The following is a 17,036-nucleotide window of genomic DNA, read 5'->3' on the forward strand; positions in this document are numbered from 1 at the left end:
TCATTACTTCACAAAGAAGCGATATACATTTAACAAATTTTAAGTTTTTGTTATACAATTTTTAAGATACTTTTCACGTTCTTTGATAACCTAAAACAACGAACTATGAAAGCAATAAAATTACTGGCTTTATCTTTAGCTTCTACAGCAATTCTTTCTTTCACTCCCGTAAATAAAAAAGTTGTCGTAATTGATGCCGGTCATGGCGGAAATGATTTAGGAGCCAATAAAGATGGCGTCCTAGAAAAAGAGTTGGTTTTAAATATCGCTCAACAAATCAAACAAGCAAGCGAAAACGGAAAATACGAAGTTATTTTAACAAGAGACAGCGATACTTATGCAACTCTTTCAGAAAGAACAGAGCAAATCAACAAGCTTAACCCGGAAATGGTTATTTCTCTCCATATCAACTCAACTCCCGAAGCAAATACTCCTAAAAGCGGTCATGAAATTTTCATTCAGAATACTACTGAATCGAAAAATTTAGCTGAAAAATTATCTAAGAAATTAGGAGAATGTGCTATTAAAGAGCAAAATCTTAATATTCTGAAAAACTCAAAATCTCCTGCAGTTGTAGTAGAATTGGGCTATATCAACAATGCAAAAGAAAGAGAATATTTGAGTAGTCCTGATGGACAAAGACAAATTGCTCGAAAATTTGCAGAATTCATCAACGAAAATTAATTTAAAGAATACACCTTTCTGATTTATCAGAATAAAACCCGGTAAAGGACTGAAATGTTGTTTACCGGGTTTGTCAATTTTAGAAACTATTTTTCCAGCTTTCTACCAATTCGGTGAAGCGATTGTTTTCAAAAGTTTTATTTCTAATTTTCTTTACTGAGAAAACTCCCTTTTCATCTGAAATTAATAAGATTTCTTCGGCTTTTTGAGATTCAAAAGCGATAATCTCGTGCTCCTGAACATCTGCCAAATTATTTTTATGCAGATACGTCACAAAATTCTCCAGCAAAGGCGAAATATATGCTCCTTCTGACTGTTTCGGAATTTTAATTACATCACCTTCAAGAAACAGAAGATTTCCGGTAGTAGCACGAGCAATTCGTTTGTTTGGATTTAATAAAATAACATCATCCAAATCGTTTTCCTGTGCGTAAATTCCTCCATAAATATTTTCCGGACAGTGAACTCTTATATTACTTAAAAGATTGTTATTTACATTAATTTCTTTAATTAAATCTAATTCCAAAGGTCTTTGATTAATAGAAAGAACGTCATCCATTTCATCTACCTCAAAATAATAAGAAACCGAAGACTTAGACAAAGTAACGCCATCTGAATTCCTGAAGACCAGAAAATTGATAATCCCGTTTTGAATATTATTTCCTTCGATTACTTTCGTATTGAAAAGATTCTGAAAAAATTCCAAAGTATACGTAAGAGGAATATTCAGTCTCATTTTTCTCATGGATGCCATTAAAAAGAAATAGCATTCTTCATCCATAATCAGCTTTGAATTTCTTATAAAAAAAGAAACTTTCACCGCATCTCCTGAAAGAAAAGCACGGTTTTTCACCTGTAATTCTTCAGATGTAAAATATGTATTTTCCATTATGAATATTTATAAAAAAATAATGAACGATAAATCGTTCATCAGTTTTGCTATTTAAAAACAGTACAGCTTAGAATTAAGCAGCACCTAATTTTATTCTAAGATTTTCTATAAGGTTTTCCCAATACATTGCGTTTTCCTCTTCATCTCCTTCTTCACAAAAATCTGTAATATTTAAAGCTAAATCTTCTGTAATATCATCAATTGTAATTGTCATTTCGAAGAAATTTTTCGTCCCTTCATCTTCCTCCCATCTGTAACGTACGAAACCTTCAGGCTTATATCTGATTAAAGTCGCCTTTTCAGCAGGACCTCCACCCCAACTAAAAAAGAAATCATCTCCTTTCTCTAGTACATCATCCGCAAACCATTCAGACAATCCCTCAGCTGTTGCCAAATATTCATACAAAATCTCTGAAAGACAGTGCATTGGGAATTCGTAATGGACTTTATGTTTCGCCATATAACTTATTTTTAACGTGACGCAATATATAAATTAATTTTTTTATTACGCAAAATTATATTTAAATTTTTATGATTTTTATCAGAAATATTTTCGTTGCTTCCAATCGAAACTTTACAAAAACTTTCATCATTAAATTCCATCAAAAAACCTCTTAAAAAAGAGGCTTCGATATTAGTCATTTTAAAGCTATTCTTCATTTAAAACTTCAAGAATAATCTTGCAACCTTCGGTGATTTCTTCTTTTGAAATCGTCAATGGCGGAGAGATTCTCAAGTACTCGTTTCGATATAATTGCCAGAAAACAATTAAACCTCTTTCCATGCATTTTTTAGCGACACTTAAGGTAAAATCTGGAGTTCCTAAATTGACAGCAAGCATCAAACCTTTACCATTAATATTCTTTATTTTCGGATGTACCAAAAGTTCTCTGTACAATTTTTCTTTATCATCAACCTCATTCATTAAACCGCTTTCTAAAACTTCTTTTAAAGTTGCATGAGAAGCCGCTGCGATTAATGGATTTCCGCCAAAAGTTGTAATATGACCCAATTTCGGAGAATGCGCCAATGTTTCCATAATCTTTTTAGAACTCATAAATGCTCCCACAGGAACACCGCCTCCCATTCCTTTCCCCATTACGAGAATATCGGGAACAATGCCGAAATGCTCAAAAGAAAACAGTTTACCCGTTCTTCCGAAACCAGGTTGGATTTCATCAAGAATTAATAAAGCCCCAACTTCTTCGCATCTCTTTTTTAATTTAATTAAATAATCTTCATTCGGAACTAAAAAACCTGCCGCTCCCTGAATGGTTTCAAGAATAACGCAAGCAGTTTTTTCCGTGATTTTATCGAAGTCATTTTCATTATTAAATTCAATAAAAGAAATCATCGGCAATAAAGGACGGAATTCTCTTTTGTGACCTTCATGTCCTGAAACGCTTAATGCACCGTGTGTATTTCCATGATAAGAGTTTTTAAAAGAAACTATTTCTTCTCTTCCGGTATATCTTTTTGCCAATTTTAAACTTCCGTCGATTGCTTCAGCTCCACTGTTGACCAAGTAAGTAATTTCTAATGGATCAGGAGTAGCTTCAGCTAATAATCGACATAATTCGACAGGTTTTTCCTGAGCATATTCTCCGTAAACCATTACGTGAAGATATTTATCCGCTTGTTCTTTGATTGCGTTAACTATTTTCGGATGCGAATGTCCCAAAGTATTTGCAGAAACTCCCGCCACGAAATCTAGATATTTTCTGCCGTCTTTCCCAAAAATATAGCTTCCTTCTGCTTTTTCTACTTCAAAACCTGCTGCAAATTGGGTAGTTTGAGCCTGATATTTAAAAAAATCGTTTTGTATTTCCATTGTATGAAAAAAATTTTAGGCAAAGCTAAAGAAGATTTGGTAAATAGGAAATTATAAATATTATTTAATTTGAGAATAGAAGGAAAAGCTAAGTAACGACTTTTTAAAAGCAGGCGTGCATTTTTAAAAAGCAAGCTTGCTTTTTCTAAAAGCTCCCGTGGATTTGTTCAAACCGACGGGAGCTTTTCTTATAATCGTCGAAAGGATTTGACGAAAGCATTACATCAAAAAAAAGACTCTCTCAATTTTGAGACAGTCTTCTTATTATTTTCTTACCCTTTTAGGTTTTTTAGCTTCTTCTTTGGCTTTTTCTTTATCTGCGGCCTCTTTCACTTTATTGTAAAGCGTATCGTTAGCTTCGTATTTTATCTCTTCGTTATTTGGAGAATCGACGAGAATATCCTGCCATTTCCTTATTCGGTCTTTGGTATTCCAATTGAAGTCTTCAAATTTCTTTTGGTCGGGAGCAATTTTACTCATCGGGTAAGTTTTTGCCGCAGCTCCTACACTACACGAAATAATCTGAAGAAATCTGCCTTCGAAAAGCGCACCAATAATTCCGCAGGTTGAAAGGGTAATCCCTATTCTTTCCTTGACTTCCGTCTTTTTATTATCTTCATCGGCATATGTTATTGCTTCGGCATTTCCGATTACTTTAATTTCTTTAATATCCTGTCCTTCGTAATAAACCGTCATTAATCTACCTTTCACCTGATGAAATTCATCTACAAGATTTAGAGAATCTACTTTAGCAATAGCAAAACCGTTTCCGATTACTTTTAAAGAATCAATATATTCTGTTTTTGTATTAAAATAGGCTTCAATTTTATCTCCTGTTACCTGCTTTTCTCCACTCCAAAGAATTGGATCTTTGTACATATGCATAATTCCATCAGTTTCGTTAAAAGCGATAGAATCTGCTCTTCCCTGTGCATTAGATTTATAAATTCTTGCTTTTTTAAAAGCTCTCAGATAACTTTTCTTTTTGGTAATATCTGCTGTGTCGGGTTTTTGGTAAGTGAGAATCTTTTCTGAAGCGAAATAAATAGAATCTTTTTCAAGAATCTTAACCGCATAAGGTTCCTTGGTCATCATCGAAGAATCTTTCTTTTCATAAATTTCTCCATAACCACCTTTTACATATCGTTTCTCTAAAGGATCATCCAGTGTAACGTTCCCTGTAGCCTTCCCAAAACCCGTAAGCTGATTGTAATAAATTTCGTCTCCGGTAAGAATTTTATCATTATAATAAATCCTTGAGTTTTTCGTCAGAAAAGACTCTTTGGTATTCATATTATGAGTTCCTTTATCCGTAATAATTCTGTTTTTCGGATTTTTATTATTAGTGATTACTGTATAACCGTTGATGGTAACAATATTGGTATTTTGATTTTGAACGACATTATCACCCTCTAAAGTATAATCTTTATCGACAATTTTCACTCTTCCGGTTAAATCAATAGTTCGGGTTGTAAGGAAGTACGTTGCCGTTTTGGCGTACGTTGTACTTTTCCCGTCATTAATAGTTCCTCCTGTATTGTAATAAGCCTGATTGGAAACCCTGTCATAATACATGGTTTCAGTTTTAATAATTGTGCCTTTTGGATCTGTAAGAACTACATTTTTACGGGCAACACCTTTTTGAGTGTTTCCATCATACTCCATCTCTGAAGAAGTAATTACAGAGCCATCAGAATTATTAAGTTTTGAATTACCGATAGCCTTTACGAAATTTTCCTCATCATACATGACGACTTCATCCGCCGAAAGTATAGAGCCTTGATGTTCTATTACAACATTCCCTTTAAGGTAACGGTTACCATCATACTTAGTATCCTTACTAATTTCATCAGCATGAATAATCTTTACCTTTTGGCCGGGTTGTTTCTTCTGTGGCTGATTTTTTACAGGATTTTGCAAATAGGGATCACGTTGCACAGGTTTTGGTGTAACCTGAGCTAAAGTGAACGAGGAAATAAATAGAAAGAGAAAAAGAATCAGTCTCATTGATTAATCATTCTTAGTGCCATAAAAATACAGCGAATGAGAATCAATTTTCACACCAAAAGCTCCTTCTATTGCTTCTTTAATTCCTTGAATTCTAGGATCACAGAACTCTATGATTTCTTCAATTTCTTTATCTGAATCTTTTTTGTAAATCACCAAATGATCATGTTGTTTATCAAAATAAGATTTTTCGTAAGACGATGAAGTCAACGTTTTTTCTCCAAACTGATGTTTACGAATCAAACCTGCATCAAGAAAAATCTCGATGGTATTGTAGATGGTTGCTTTAGAAACATGATACTTTTTCTGCATCATCAAAAGATACAGATCGTCTACATTGAAGTGATGCTCCATATTATAGATCTCTTCCAATATAGTGTATCGTTCAGGTGTATTACGAAAACCCTTTTCAAGAAGGTAGTTTCTTAAAACGTCTTTTATTAAAGTTATATTCTTTTCTTTTTGTAAAGTATCCATTTAAAAATTTATCTTACAAATTTATCGATTTTTATTTAAATCAATATGATGTAATTCAGTCTGTAAAAATACTTTTAAGAATTATGTCTTACGAAATCTTTTTGTTGAATTCTACTGCTTGAGATCGTCTCTTCCGTTAGTGGAGCCGATTCTACAATAACATTGTGTGATGTAACACCCCAAGATTTGAAATCATCACTACCAATATATTTAACAAAATTGTAAATATTTAACGTAATTTTCTGTTTTACCGTCAAAAGAATATCGTTGATATAGGTATTGTCTATGATAACATATTTAAGATCTGGTGGAATATTGTGTGCCCTTAAAGACGGGTGACTGCTTCGAGCAGGAATTGTTCCTTCAGCCATCATATCTTTTAGAACCATATTGAAATAATCGTTGATTCTTCGATCCACTTTAAATCCTAAAAGGAAATTTATTTTATAGATCGTTCCCGGAAGAATTTCATCAACACTATATTTAAAAGTATAAGGATCTTCCTGATTCACAATACTCAAAATAAAATAATGATCAGCTCTTTTCGGCTGCTTCTTAATAATTGAATAAATAATTTTCGATTCTATCTCATCATTACGCTTTGCACGGCTCAAATATGCAAGATTGGTACAATACTTTGGAATGGTTTCATCCAACTTCATGTCTTTGATGATATTAACGTACTTATCGATTTTCACATAGCTTGTAAAGTTAGATTTCAACAACCTTCCGTTATACCAAGCGTACATACAAACTGCAATGAAGCCACCAAGAACCATTGTCAACCAACCGCCATCCATAAATTTGATGACATTAGCGTAGAAAAACCCTGATTCCAGGAAGATATAAATTAGTGCAAAACCAATAATGAAAATTCTATTGACCCTGCTTCTGCTCAACCAATAAATCAGTAAAATAGTGGTCATTAACATCGTTATGGTAATCGTTAAACCATAAGCGGCTTCCATTTTGCCCGATTCTTTGAAGAAAATAACAACTCCAAAGCACAAAGCCATCAATCCCCAGTTGATTCTTGGAATATACATCTGTCCTTTAATTCCTGAAGGATATTCTATATGCTGATTTGGCCAAAATGAAATCGACATTGCCTCTGAAAACATTGTAAAAGAACCTGTAATTACAGCCTGACTGGCAATGATTGCGGCTAATGTTGCTAAGATTACTCCAGGCAAAACTGCCCACTCCGGCATGATTCCAAAAAATGGATTAACCCCTGTAAATACTTGTTTATAATTCGTTAAAAGCCATGCTCCCTGACCCAAATAATTTAGAATCAACATTAATTTAACAAAAATCCAGCTCACTCTGATGTTTTTCGCACCACAATGTCCAAGATCTGAATATAATGCTTCTGCACCCGTTGTACAAAGGAAAACAGCTCCCATAATAACGATTGCACTTGGTGAGTGAGTGATCAGATTATATGCATACATCGGATTGAATGCTTTTAGAATCTCAAAGTGCTCTACGATATGCACCGAACCAAAAACTCCTAATGCCAAAAACCAAGTAACCATGATAGGGCCAAAAAATTTACCAATAGAAGCCGTACCAAATTGCTGAACGACAAATACTATAAATAAAATAAGAATAGTAATCATCACAACCGGTGTCTCAGGATTGTAGATTTTGAGCCCTTCAATTGCTGACATTACAGTAAGAGACGGCGTAATTACACTATCGGCAACCAAAGTTGATGCACCAATAATGGCGACGACATAGAGCCATTTTTTTTTGAGCTTTTTAACGAGAGAATAAAGCGCTAAAATTCCACCTTCACCTTTGTTATCTGCTTTTAATGCTATAATTACATACTTTACAGTAGTTTGCAGCGTTAATGTCCAGATGATACATGAAATTGCACCTTCAATATAAGTATCGAAAGGCATTGTAGAATCTTTACTTGCATTCACAATCGCTTTCATCACGTAAAGCGGTGAAGTACCAATATCACCGAAAACTATTCCGAGTGAAACAAGAACTCCCACAAATGAAAGTTTCTTAAGGTCAATATGATGACCTCCTTCTGTAACTTCTGCCATTTCAGCTTATTATTTTTAAAAGCGCAAATTTATATTAAATTAATGATGCTACGTCACATAAGTCATTCATTGTATAAATGAAAAAACTTCCTTTCGGAAGTTTTTTTCTATAATCGCTTAATAATTATTTAACGTACATCGCATTTTTGATTTCCTCTTTTACTTTTTCAAGTTTAGGGAACCATTCTGCAAATAAAGCTGCTGAATAAGGAGCTGGTGCATCAGGAGTAGTAATTCTCTTGATTGGTGCATCCAAATAATCAAATGCTTTTTGCTGTACCATATAAGTAATTTCGGAAGACACAGAACCAAATGGCCAAGCTTCTTCTAAAATCACCAATCTGTTTGTTTTCTTTACTGAAGCCAAAACTGTATCGAAATCTAAAGGACGAACCGTTCTTAAATCGATAACTTCAACAGAAATACCTTCTTTAGCCATATCTTCAGCTGCCTGAAGCGCTAATTTCATGATTTTTCCGAAAGAAACCAAAGTTACATCCGTACCTTCTCTTTTGATATCTGCTTTTCCTATTGGTAAATAATATTCTTCTTCAGGAACTTCCATTTTGTCTCCGTACATTTGTTCAGATTCCATGAAAATTACCGGATCGTTATCCTGAATAGCTGTTTTTAATAATCCTTTCGCATCATAAGGGTTTGAAGGAACTACTACTTTAAGACCAGGAATATTAGCATACCAGTTTTCGAAAGCCTGAGAGTGAGTTGCTCCCAACTGACCTGCAGAAGCTGTAGGACCACGGAAAACAATCGGACAATTCCACTGACCACCACTCATTTGACGAATTTTTGCAGCGTTGTTGATGATTTGATCAATCCCAACAAGTGCAAAGTTGAACGTCATATATTCTACAATCGGTCTGTTACCATTCATTGCAGCACCTACAGCAATACCTGTAAAACCAAGCTCTGCAATAGGTGTATCGATTACACGTTTAGCACCAAACTCGTCCAACATTCCTTTAGAAGCTTTGTACGCACCATTATATTCTGCTACTTCTTCTCCCATTAGAAAAATGGATTCGTCTTTACGCATTTCCTCGCTCATTGCCTGCGCAATCACTTCACGAAAAGTATATTCTGCCATATTTATTTGAAAAATTTAGAGTACAAAAATAGTAATTATTTATTATTTACATAACAAAAAAGACAACTCATTGCTGAGTTGCCCTATATTTAATATTATTTTAAACTGATTAGTTGACTTTCTGCCAAACTTGTGTTCTTCCTAAAATAGAAACTCCCATGTAACCTCTTACATTCAGTTTATCACCGCTTCTTGTGATGGTACATTTATAAGTTTTACCGGTTTTAGGATCTGTAATTGTTCCTCCCGTAAATTCATCACCATCTTTTGCTAAACCTCTGATGATTTCCAAGCCTAAAATTGGTTTACCTTTTCTGTCATCTTTACAGCTTGTACAGTTGGGATCTGCAGGTTTTATCAATAATTGAGATACTTTCCCATAATATTTACCGTCAGATTTTTTCCAAATTTCAACGATAGATTTTGCCTGTTTTGTTTCATCATCTATGGTTTTCCATTTTCCTTCAATTTGTGCAAATGACATCACACTGAATAATGAAAGTACAAATGTTACTAATAATTTTTTCATATTATTTTAAGTTTAATTTTTATTTATAGATAGCTTAAATGTTGATTAGTTAAAAATAGAAATAAATTTTAAACACACAAACATTTTTATTATCCATTGCATATATAACAATAGACAGACCAATTTTAAAAATTAAACAATTATAAAAATCAATTCAGCTTTCTATTGATTACTCGGCTCATATAATCCTGATACCACGCTTTTGCAATTTGTTTTCCTTTTTTGGTTTCCGGAGATTTTATTTTATCATTTAAATTATTTTCAAAACCTAAATCATTTTTATCATAAATTCCGATAATATTTTTACCATCAAACCTATAAATATAATTTCCGTAAATAAACTGCTCCGAAGTTCCGTCTGAATTCACAATCAAAGGTTGATATACTTTTTCACTCACCAAACTTCTTCCCCAGCTTCTGATTTTTTTATTGTAACCAATTAAATCTGCCAAAGTAGGATAAATATCAATTTGCTGTGCCAATTCATTATTTACACCTTTTAAATTGTAAGCTGGATTTGGAGAATAAAAAATTAAAGGAACAGCAAAACGATTCATCGCTTTTTCGTATTCAGAATAATAAACCTGATTGGTATGATCTCCTGTAAAGACAAAAATAGTATTCTTAAACCAAGGCTGTTTTTTCGCAGTTTCAAAATATTCTTTGATCGCATAATCGGTATATTGCATTGGTTCATGCATTTCAATATTACCTTTTTTAAATTTCCCATTATATTTTACCGGAATTTTAAATGGATGATGCGATGAAGCAGTAAAAACTGTCGCCATAAAAGGTTTTTGCTTTCCTACATTTTTTGCAAAATACTGAAGGAAAGGTTCGTCCCAGATTGCCCACATTCCGTCAAAATCCTGATCACCATGATATTCATCTTTTCCGTAATAATGTTTGAAACCTAAAATATTTCCAAAACCTAAAAAGCCCATTGAACCATTCGGTGCACCATGATAAAACGAAGTATCATAACCCAAATCATTACAAACCGAAACAATCGACTGAATTTTTTGGTTTGAATAAGGCGAACTTGTAAAAGCATCCGTCAAACTCGGAATTCCTGCCAAAATACTACTCATTCCGTGAATTGATTGCCTTCCGTTAGCAAAAGTATTTGGAAAAATCAAACTTTGATTAGCTAAACTGTCGATAAACGGTGTATAAGAAACGTAATCTTTGATGTTTTTATCTTTATTAAATGCTCCTGAATATTCTCTTCCGAAAGATTCAACAATAAAAATGACAATATTAGGTTTATCCTGGACCTGTCTGTCATACGTTTTATAAGTATTGATATTTTCATCAATAAATTTCTGATCAACAAACTGAACTTCTTTAAAATTATTTGTCCCCAATGTTCTGAAAAACGAAAAAGTAGAATTCAAAACAAGATTTCCCTGAATCGGAGTTTTTACAAATTTATTGGCATCCACCAAGTTAATTGGTCTTGTACTATGTTTAAAATCGCCTCTGATTCCGCCAACAATTAAAACTGCAGAAATACACAAAGTCACTACCGACCAAATAAAATAAGGAACAAGCTTAATAGGTTTTCTTTCAGTAATTTTAAATCTTTTATAAAGAAAAACCCATAAAATCATCAACACCACAAACCATAAAATCACAAAAGGGTGTTCTTTGGTTGATGTGGTAAAAACTTTCATGATGTTGGTTTCATGTTTTGCCACCTGAAAAGCTGCCGAAGTAAGTCTTGTCTGAGAAAATTTATAATAGATAAAATCTCCGAAATTCATGGTATAAGCAATTCCATTGGTGATAAAGTATATCCAAAAAAGAATTTTCTGATAAACTTTTTTAGTATTAATTACAATCGGAATTAAACTTAAAAAAATAAAAAGCACATTCACATAAAGAATCGCCGTCAAATCAAAAGCAATCCCATGAAAAGCCAAACTCAGATAATCTGAAACACTGTCTACTTTTATTAAATCTTTATTGAAAAACCAAAACAGAAGTCTCGCAATCTGATAAAACACAAAAGCCAAAAAAATCCTGTAGCACAAAATCAGGAATTCTTCTTTTCTGAATTCTTTAAAAAATTTCATAAGTAGATATTTATTTTTTTCATAGGACATATTCAATCGCTACATTGTATAAATGGTTAAGTTTCCAAATCATGGCGATTTCATTTGTATATACTTGTCTTTAAAGATGAAACGTTATCAATCAAAACTTTACTTTAAAATTTTGGCCGATAACAAATTTGCGACGCAAATTTACGTTAAATTCACAGGATTGTAATTTTTAGTTCATATTAATTAAGGTTAAAATTTTTAAAAAATGTAATTTTGCTCTCATGAATTTCATAAAGAACAATCTGGCAAATGCCATCACACTGGGAAACCTTTTTTCGGGTTGTGTTGGTGCTGTACATTTGATTTTAGGCGATTATCAGACAACTGCAATCTGCATTATTTTATCTTTGGTTTTAGATTTTTTTGACGGGTTTGTGGCGAGAGCTTTAAAAGCCAATTCCAATTTGGGAACCCAGCTTGATTCTTTGGCAGACATGGTAAGTTTCGGACTGATTCCTGGATTGACAATTTTTGTTTCTCTTCTTGAATTTGAAAACAGTAATTCGTTAAATTTTATTGACTACGGATATTTTCTTCTTAAAGAACATCGCTGGATTTCTTATTTCGGATTTATAATTACGCTTTTTTCATGCTTAAGACTGGCAATTTTTAATCTGGATGAAGATCAGAAATATTATTTTAAAGGCTTGAACACTCCTTCAAATACAATTTTGATTTTTGGATTATATTTCGCTCATAAAGAATCTACCGCTTTTTCTTTTTTATTTGAAAATGAATTTTATTTATTGCTTCTAACGGCAATTTCATCATGGCTTTTAATCAGCCCAATCAAAATGATAGCAATGAAATTCAAATCAATGAAGTTGCAGGATAATTATCCAAAAATCGCTTTATTAATTGGCGCAATTCTTATTTTAATTATATTTAAAACTGTCGGAATTCCGTTGGTTATTCTTTACTATATTTTCATTTCATTAATATTTCAAAAACAACTTAAATAGTTATAAATGATGGGTTTTCAGTGATAAGTTAATCGCTCTTAATACTCATAATTCATAACTTATAATTCATAACTAATAAAACAAATGAACTTAAAACTATACAAACCGCTTTGCGTATTCGATCTTGAAACAACCGGAACTAACGTTGGAAAAGACAGGATTGTTGAAATCTGTATTTTAAAAGTAAATCCTGATTCTTCAAGAGAAAGTAAAACATGGAGAGTAAATCCTGAAATGCCGATTCCTATTGCATCAAGCGAGATTCACGGAATTTATGATGAAGACATTAAAGATGCACCGACTTTCAAAGAAATTGCTCCGAAAATTGTTGAAATGATTACAGGCACAGACTTGGGAGGTTTTAATTCAAACCGATTCGATGTTCCTTTGTTGGCTGAAGAATTGCTTCGTGCAGATTTCGATTTTGATTTGAGTAAATTCAAATTGGTTGATGCACAAACAATTTTCCATAAAAAAGAACCAAGAAATTTGGGTGCAGCTTATCAATTTTATTGTGGGAAAACTTTAGAAAATGCCCATTCTGCTGAAGCTGATGTTTTGGCAACGTTTGAAGTTTTAGACGCTCAAGTTGGAAAATACGATGATATTTCTAATGAAATTGCTGAACTGAGTGAATTTTCTACTCAGAATAAATTTGCCGACTTAGCTGGAATGATTCATTACAATGCAAAAAATCAGGAAATATTTGCTTTCGGAAAATATAAAGGACAGATTGTAAAAGAAGTTTTCCAAAAAGATTTGGGATATTTCGGATGGCTGCAAAATGCTGATTTTCCTTTGTACACAAAAAAAGTTTTTACTAAAATTCAGCTTTCAAGTAAATTTTAATTTTTAGGTTATAAAAAACAAGTAAGTTTGTAAACTTTTATTTCCAGCACATTCTTTGTTGCTTTTAACTACGTCGAATCTTCGATTTGCAATAAAATAATTATAAAAATTTAAAAGATGAATGATTTAGTTAAATTTAAATTTTATGAAACTGCTTTGGAAGCTAATCGTGATAAACAGATTCTTGCAGAAAATGGAATTAATAGTTTTATAGCAAACGAGCAATTGATACAGTCGGATTGGCTGCTTTCACAAGCTGTTGGCGGAATTCAGTTGCAGGTTTTCGAAAATGATTTTGATAATGCTGAAAAGGTCTTAACTGATTACCAAGAAAATGAAAAGTTTGCTCTTGAAGTAGAACATACGATTGAGAATCCGAAATTCGATTTTGTTTGTCCGAAATGTGGTTCCAATCATATTTATAAAGATGACAGCTCGACGAGTTTCTTTGGAATTTCTTTGTTGTCAAGCGATAAATATGTGTGTTATTATTGTGAGAATGAATTTACGCATGAATAAATAAAAATAAACTATGAAAATAATCTGCATAGGAAGAAATTACAGCGAACACGCAAAAGAACTGGGAAATGCTATTCCAGACAAGCCTGTAATTTTTATGAAACCCGATACGGCTGTTTTGAAAGGAAATGATTTTTACATTCCGGAATTTTCGAATGATGTACATTATGAGCTGGAAGTTGTTGTAAAGATTTCAAAAGGAGGAAAATATATTCAAAAAGAATCTGCAAACAAGCATTACGAAGAAATCGGTTTGGGTATTGATTTTACTGCGAGAGATTTGCAGAGTGATTTAAAATCTAAAGGTCTTCCATGGGAATTGGCGAAAGGTTTTGACGGTTCGGCTGTTGTGGGAAATTTCTTCAAAAAAGAAAATTATAATCTTGAATCTTTGAATTTTTCGCTTCTCAAAAACAAAGAGAAAGTACAAAACGGAAATTCAAAAGATATGATCTTCAGTATTGATGACATTATTGCTTTTGTTTCGCAGTATTTTACATTGAGAGTTGGAGACTTGATTTTCACAGGAACTCCGGAAGGTGTGGGAAAAGTCTCTGAAAATGATGTTTTGGAAGCTTATCTTGAAGACGAAAAAGTCTTAGATATAAGAATTATGTAAAAAAGTCATTTGAGATTGGTCTGTTTTTTTCATACCTTTAAAAGACTTAAATTACAAATTATGATAAACATTATTTTACCTGTCGATTTTGGAGAAAAAACAGATCAACTCGTAGATGGAGCCGTAAAATTTGCGAAAGAAGTAAAGGGAAAAATCTGCCTTATTCACGTTGCACCTACAGACATAGGTTTTGCAATCGGAGATATGGGATATCAGTATTTTCCGGAAGTTGAAGAAAATGAGATTAGAGAAGAATTGGTGCTTTTAAATAAAATCAACCAAAGAATTCTTGCTCAGGATGTAGAATGTGAACATATTCTGAAACAAGGTATCGCCAAAGATATTATTTTGGAATATTCTGATCTAAAAAATGCCAGTTACATTGTAATGGGTTCTCACGGAAGAAGCGGCATTTATGATGTTTTTGTAGGAAGTTTAACGAAAGGACTGACAAAAGATTCGAAAGTTCCCGTGTTAGTCCTTCCTATTCACTAATAAAAGTAGAGCTTCAACTAAAAATAAAAAAGACCGATCAAAAAATTTGACCGGTCTTTTTCTATATAACCAATTAATTAACCTTCTTTTTTATAGATCGTTGGATCGTAATAAGGATGCTTCCCTTCTGTAGGAGAAAAATAGTCTTTATCTTTATTATTCCCAAGAGTTGCCACCAAAACGTAGCACCAATAAGTAAATAATACACAACAAACTGCGAATAAAACCCAGTTTAGTACGTTTCCGAAAATATCGTAGAAACCGAATGCCCATTTGAATGCATCACTTAAGAATAGAAAGAAAGACGTCATTATTTTCCTTTTTTAAATTAACTTTGCACAAATTTATAAAAAATGTTTAGATTACTTTCAAAAGAAAGCAATATTTTTTCAATTCCTGTTTATATTGGTTTTCTTCTTTTAGTAGTAATATTATTTAACATATTGAATTTCAACACTTATGAAGGAGTTATAGCAGTAATTACTTTCGTAGGAATTGCGTTGGGATATTTTTGTTTTAATGCAATTGCATTGAATTATAATACGCATTTGCCACTTTTTCTCTATACATTTTTTATTTTCGGATTGTACGATGGTAATCTTGACCTCGGAATTGCCGTTGCGATTCTTACCAATTCTTTTCTTTTGTTGCTTTTAACGAGTACAGATGAAGATTTAAGAAAGAAATCTTACGTTTTAGTAGGATCTATTGTAGCGTTAAATTTTATTTTCTTACCTACAACTTGGCCGATGATGTGTTTTGTATTAATTCATTTAATTGTAACGTCTGAAAGAGTCGGTTTAAATATTTTCAGATTTCTTCTGGGAATTACGATGATTGCGCTGAGTTATTTCTCAGTAATGTTTTTCTTTCAGTTTTATTTTTGGAATACTGATTATATTCCTTTTGGAAAGATGAAAATGGTGACAGATTACACCGAATTAATTCCATTGATTCCGATTATTTTGATGCTGATTTATGCAATTTATGATCACTTTAAGCATTATAATAAGAAAAGCCCTGTAAGTCGATATAAATATACTTTCCTGTTGGTTTTTTCTTTGGCCCAATTAATAAGTATCATCCTTTATATGGATAAAAGTTATGAGTATCTATTGCTTTTGGCTTTTCCTTCGACGATTATATTGAGCAGAATGATGAAATTCCTACCAAAATATTGGATGCAGGAAGTAAGCGTGTGGTTAACCATTGTAAGTTTGATTGCTTTTAAAGCTGGAACTCACTTTAACTTATTTTAAAAAAAAGATTATGATTCAAATAGACGATAAATTAATTTCTGAAGATATTTTTTCTGAAGAATTTGTTTGTAACCTTACCAAATGTAAAGGTGCATGTTGTGTGGAAGGTGACGTAGGAGCTCCTTTGGATAAAGACGAACTGGTTATTTTAGATAATATTTATGACAAGATTAAACCTTATCTTACTGAAGCCGGAATTAAAGCATTAGATGAACAAGGAACATGGACAACCGATCCAATGGACGGAATGTATGTTACTCCAATGATTGAAAATGCAGAATGCGCTTATGTTACTTTCGATGAAAGAGGTATTACCAAATGCGGAATTGAAAAAGCTTACGAAGATGGTGCCGTAGATTGGCAAAAACCTATTTCCTGTCATTTATATCCAATCAGAATTACAGAATACTCTACTTTTTCTGCTTTGAATTACCACGAATGGAATGTTTGCAGCGATGCCTGTACTTTAGGAAAAGAATTGCAGGTTCCTGTATATAAGTTCCTGAAAACTCCACTTACTAGAAAATATGGCGAAGATTTTTACACTACTTTAAGCGATGTTGCGGAGGAGTGGAAAAAGGAGTACGGGAAATAGTTGTTGGTTGACAGTTGTTGGTTGATGGACTTTTTGCAAAAT

General features: G+C 32.7%; 19 protein-coding genes. 8 read left to right on the plus strand and 11 right to left on the minus strand.

Annotation, left to right across the window (positions count from 1 at the left end; all coding sequences use genetic code 11):
- The first annotated feature begins 105 nt into the window (after positions 1-105).
- On the plus strand, positions 106-684 hold the full coding sequence (locus tag OF897_RS08945) for an N-acetylmuramoyl-L-alanine amidase family protein (protein ID WP_267265353.1): 579 nt from the start codon (positions 106-108) through the stop codon (positions 682-684).
- Positions 685-763: 79 nt separating this feature from the next.
- Here the strand turns inward: OF897_RS08945 and OF897_RS08950 are convergent, their stop codons facing one another.
- From OF897_RS08950 to OF897_RS08995, 10 genes are all read right to left on the minus strand, one after another.
- The gene (locus OF897_RS08950) at positions 764-1,573 is read right to left on the minus strand and encodes an aminotransferase class IV (RefSeq protein WP_267265354.1); all 810 of its coding nucleotides are present in this window, start codon (positions 1,571-1,573) and stop codon (positions 764-766) included.
- 76 nt (positions 1,574-1,649) lie between these two features.
- The gene (locus OF897_RS08955; protein WP_267265355.1) at positions 1,650-2,036 is read right to left on the minus strand and encodes an START-like domain-containing protein; all 387 of its coding nucleotides are present in this window, start codon (positions 2,034-2,036) and stop codon (positions 1,650-1,652) included.
- Between the two features lie 11 nt (positions 2,037-2,047).
- Positions 2,048-2,218, minus strand: a complete 171-nt coding sequence (locus OF897_RS08960) for a hypothetical protein (RefSeq protein WP_267265356.1) — start codon at positions 2,216-2,218, stop codon at positions 2,048-2,050.
- Positions 2,219-2,225: 7 nt separating this feature from the next.
- The gene (locus OF897_RS08965) at positions 2,226-3,407 is read right to left on the minus strand and encodes an aspartate aminotransferase family protein (RefSeq protein WP_407648293.1); all 1,182 of its coding nucleotides are present in this window, start codon (positions 3,405-3,407) and stop codon (positions 2,226-2,228) included.
- A 264-nt stretch (positions 3,408-3,671) separates the two neighbouring features.
- Positions 3,672-5,414, minus strand: coding sequence for an OstA-like protein (locus tag OF897_RS08970; protein WP_267265357.1), 1,743 nt, complete (start codon positions 5,412-5,414; stop codon positions 3,672-3,674).
- A 3-nt stretch (positions 5,415-5,417) separates the two neighbouring features.
- Positions 5,418-5,891, minus strand: a complete 474-nt coding sequence (locus tag OF897_RS08975; RefSeq protein WP_267265358.1) for a Fur family transcriptional regulator — start codon at positions 5,889-5,891, stop codon at positions 5,418-5,420.
- Between the two features lie 74 nt (positions 5,892-5,965).
- Positions 5,966-7,954: a KUP/HAK/KT family potassium transporter gene (locus tag OF897_RS08980; RefSeq protein WP_267265359.1), complete on the minus strand. Its 1,989-nt coding sequence runs from the start codon at positions 7,952-7,954 to the stop codon at positions 5,966-5,968.
- Positions 7,955-8,078: 124 nt separating this feature from the next.
- Positions 8,079-9,059, minus strand: a complete 981-nt coding sequence (locus tag OF897_RS08985; RefSeq protein WP_267265360.1) for a pyruvate dehydrogenase complex E1 component subunit beta — start codon at positions 9,057-9,059, stop codon at positions 8,079-8,081.
- Positions 9,060-9,168: 109 nt separating this feature from the next.
- Complete coding sequence (locus OF897_RS08990; RefSeq protein ID WP_267265361.1) at positions 9,169-9,588, minus strand: DUF2147 domain-containing protein; 420 nt, start codon at positions 9,586-9,588, stop codon at positions 9,169-9,171.
- A 149-nt stretch (positions 9,589-9,737) separates the two neighbouring features.
- A complete protein-coding gene (locus tag OF897_RS08995) occupies positions 9,738-11,666 on the minus strand; it encodes an LTA synthase family protein (protein ID WP_267265362.1) in 1,929 nt (642 codons plus the stop codon).
- Positions 11,667-11,917: 251 nt separating this feature from the next.
- On the opposite strand from OF897_RS08995, the gene OF897_RS09000 reads away from it, so the two are divergent.
- From OF897_RS09000 to OF897_RS09020, 5 genes are all read left to right on the plus strand, one after another.
- The gene (locus OF897_RS09000) at positions 11,918-12,658 is read left to right on the plus strand and encodes a CDP-alcohol phosphatidyltransferase family protein (protein ID WP_267265363.1); all 741 of its coding nucleotides are present in this window, start codon (positions 11,918-11,920) and stop codon (positions 12,656-12,658) included.
- Between the two features lie 84 nt (positions 12,659-12,742).
- Positions 12,743-13,507, plus strand: a complete 765-nt coding sequence (locus OF897_RS09005) for a 3'-5' exonuclease (RefSeq protein WP_267265364.1) — start codon at positions 12,743-12,745, stop codon at positions 13,505-13,507.
- 117 nt (positions 13,508-13,624) lie between these two features.
- Positions 13,625-14,026, plus strand: coding sequence for a putative signal transducing protein (locus tag OF897_RS09010; protein ID WP_267265365.1), 402 nt, complete (start codon positions 13,625-13,627; stop codon positions 14,024-14,026).
- Positions 14,027-14,039: 13 nt separating this feature from the next.
- Positions 14,040-14,645, plus strand: a complete 606-nt coding sequence (locus OF897_RS09015) for a fumarylacetoacetate hydrolase family protein (protein WP_267265366.1) — start codon at positions 14,040-14,042, stop codon at positions 14,643-14,645.
- A 60-nt stretch (positions 14,646-14,705) separates the two neighbouring features.
- Positions 14,706-15,140, plus strand: coding sequence for a universal stress protein (locus OF897_RS09020; RefSeq protein ID WP_267265367.1), 435 nt, complete (start codon positions 14,706-14,708; stop codon positions 15,138-15,140).
- A gap of 77 nt (positions 15,141-15,217) precedes the next feature.
- Here the strand turns inward: OF897_RS09020 and OF897_RS09025 are convergent, their stop codons facing one another.
- Positions 15,218-15,451, minus strand: a complete 234-nt coding sequence (locus OF897_RS09025) for a DUF6341 family protein (RefSeq protein WP_267265368.1) — start codon at positions 15,449-15,451, stop codon at positions 15,218-15,220.
- A gap of 42 nt (positions 15,452-15,493) precedes the next feature.
- Here OF897_RS09025 and OF897_RS09030 point away from each other — a divergent pair, with 42 nt between their 5' ends.
- The gene (locus OF897_RS09030; RefSeq protein WP_267265369.1) at positions 15,494-16,399 is read left to right on the plus strand and encodes a DUF6427 family protein; all 906 of its coding nucleotides are present in this window, start codon (positions 15,494-15,496) and stop codon (positions 16,397-16,399) included.
- 10 nt (positions 16,400-16,409) lie between these two features.
- Positions 16,410-16,994 (plus strand): DUF3109 family protein, encoded by a 585-nt coding sequence (locus OF897_RS09035; protein ID WP_267265370.1) that lies wholly within the window; start codon positions 16,410-16,412, stop codon positions 16,992-16,994.
- Positions 16,995-17,036: the final 42 nt, after the last annotated feature.

Source organism: Chryseobacterium formosum (assembly GCF_026460885.1).
Taxonomy (GTDB): domain Bacteria; phylum Bacteroidota; class Bacteroidia; order Flavobacteriales; family Weeksellaceae; genus Chryseobacterium; species Chryseobacterium formosus.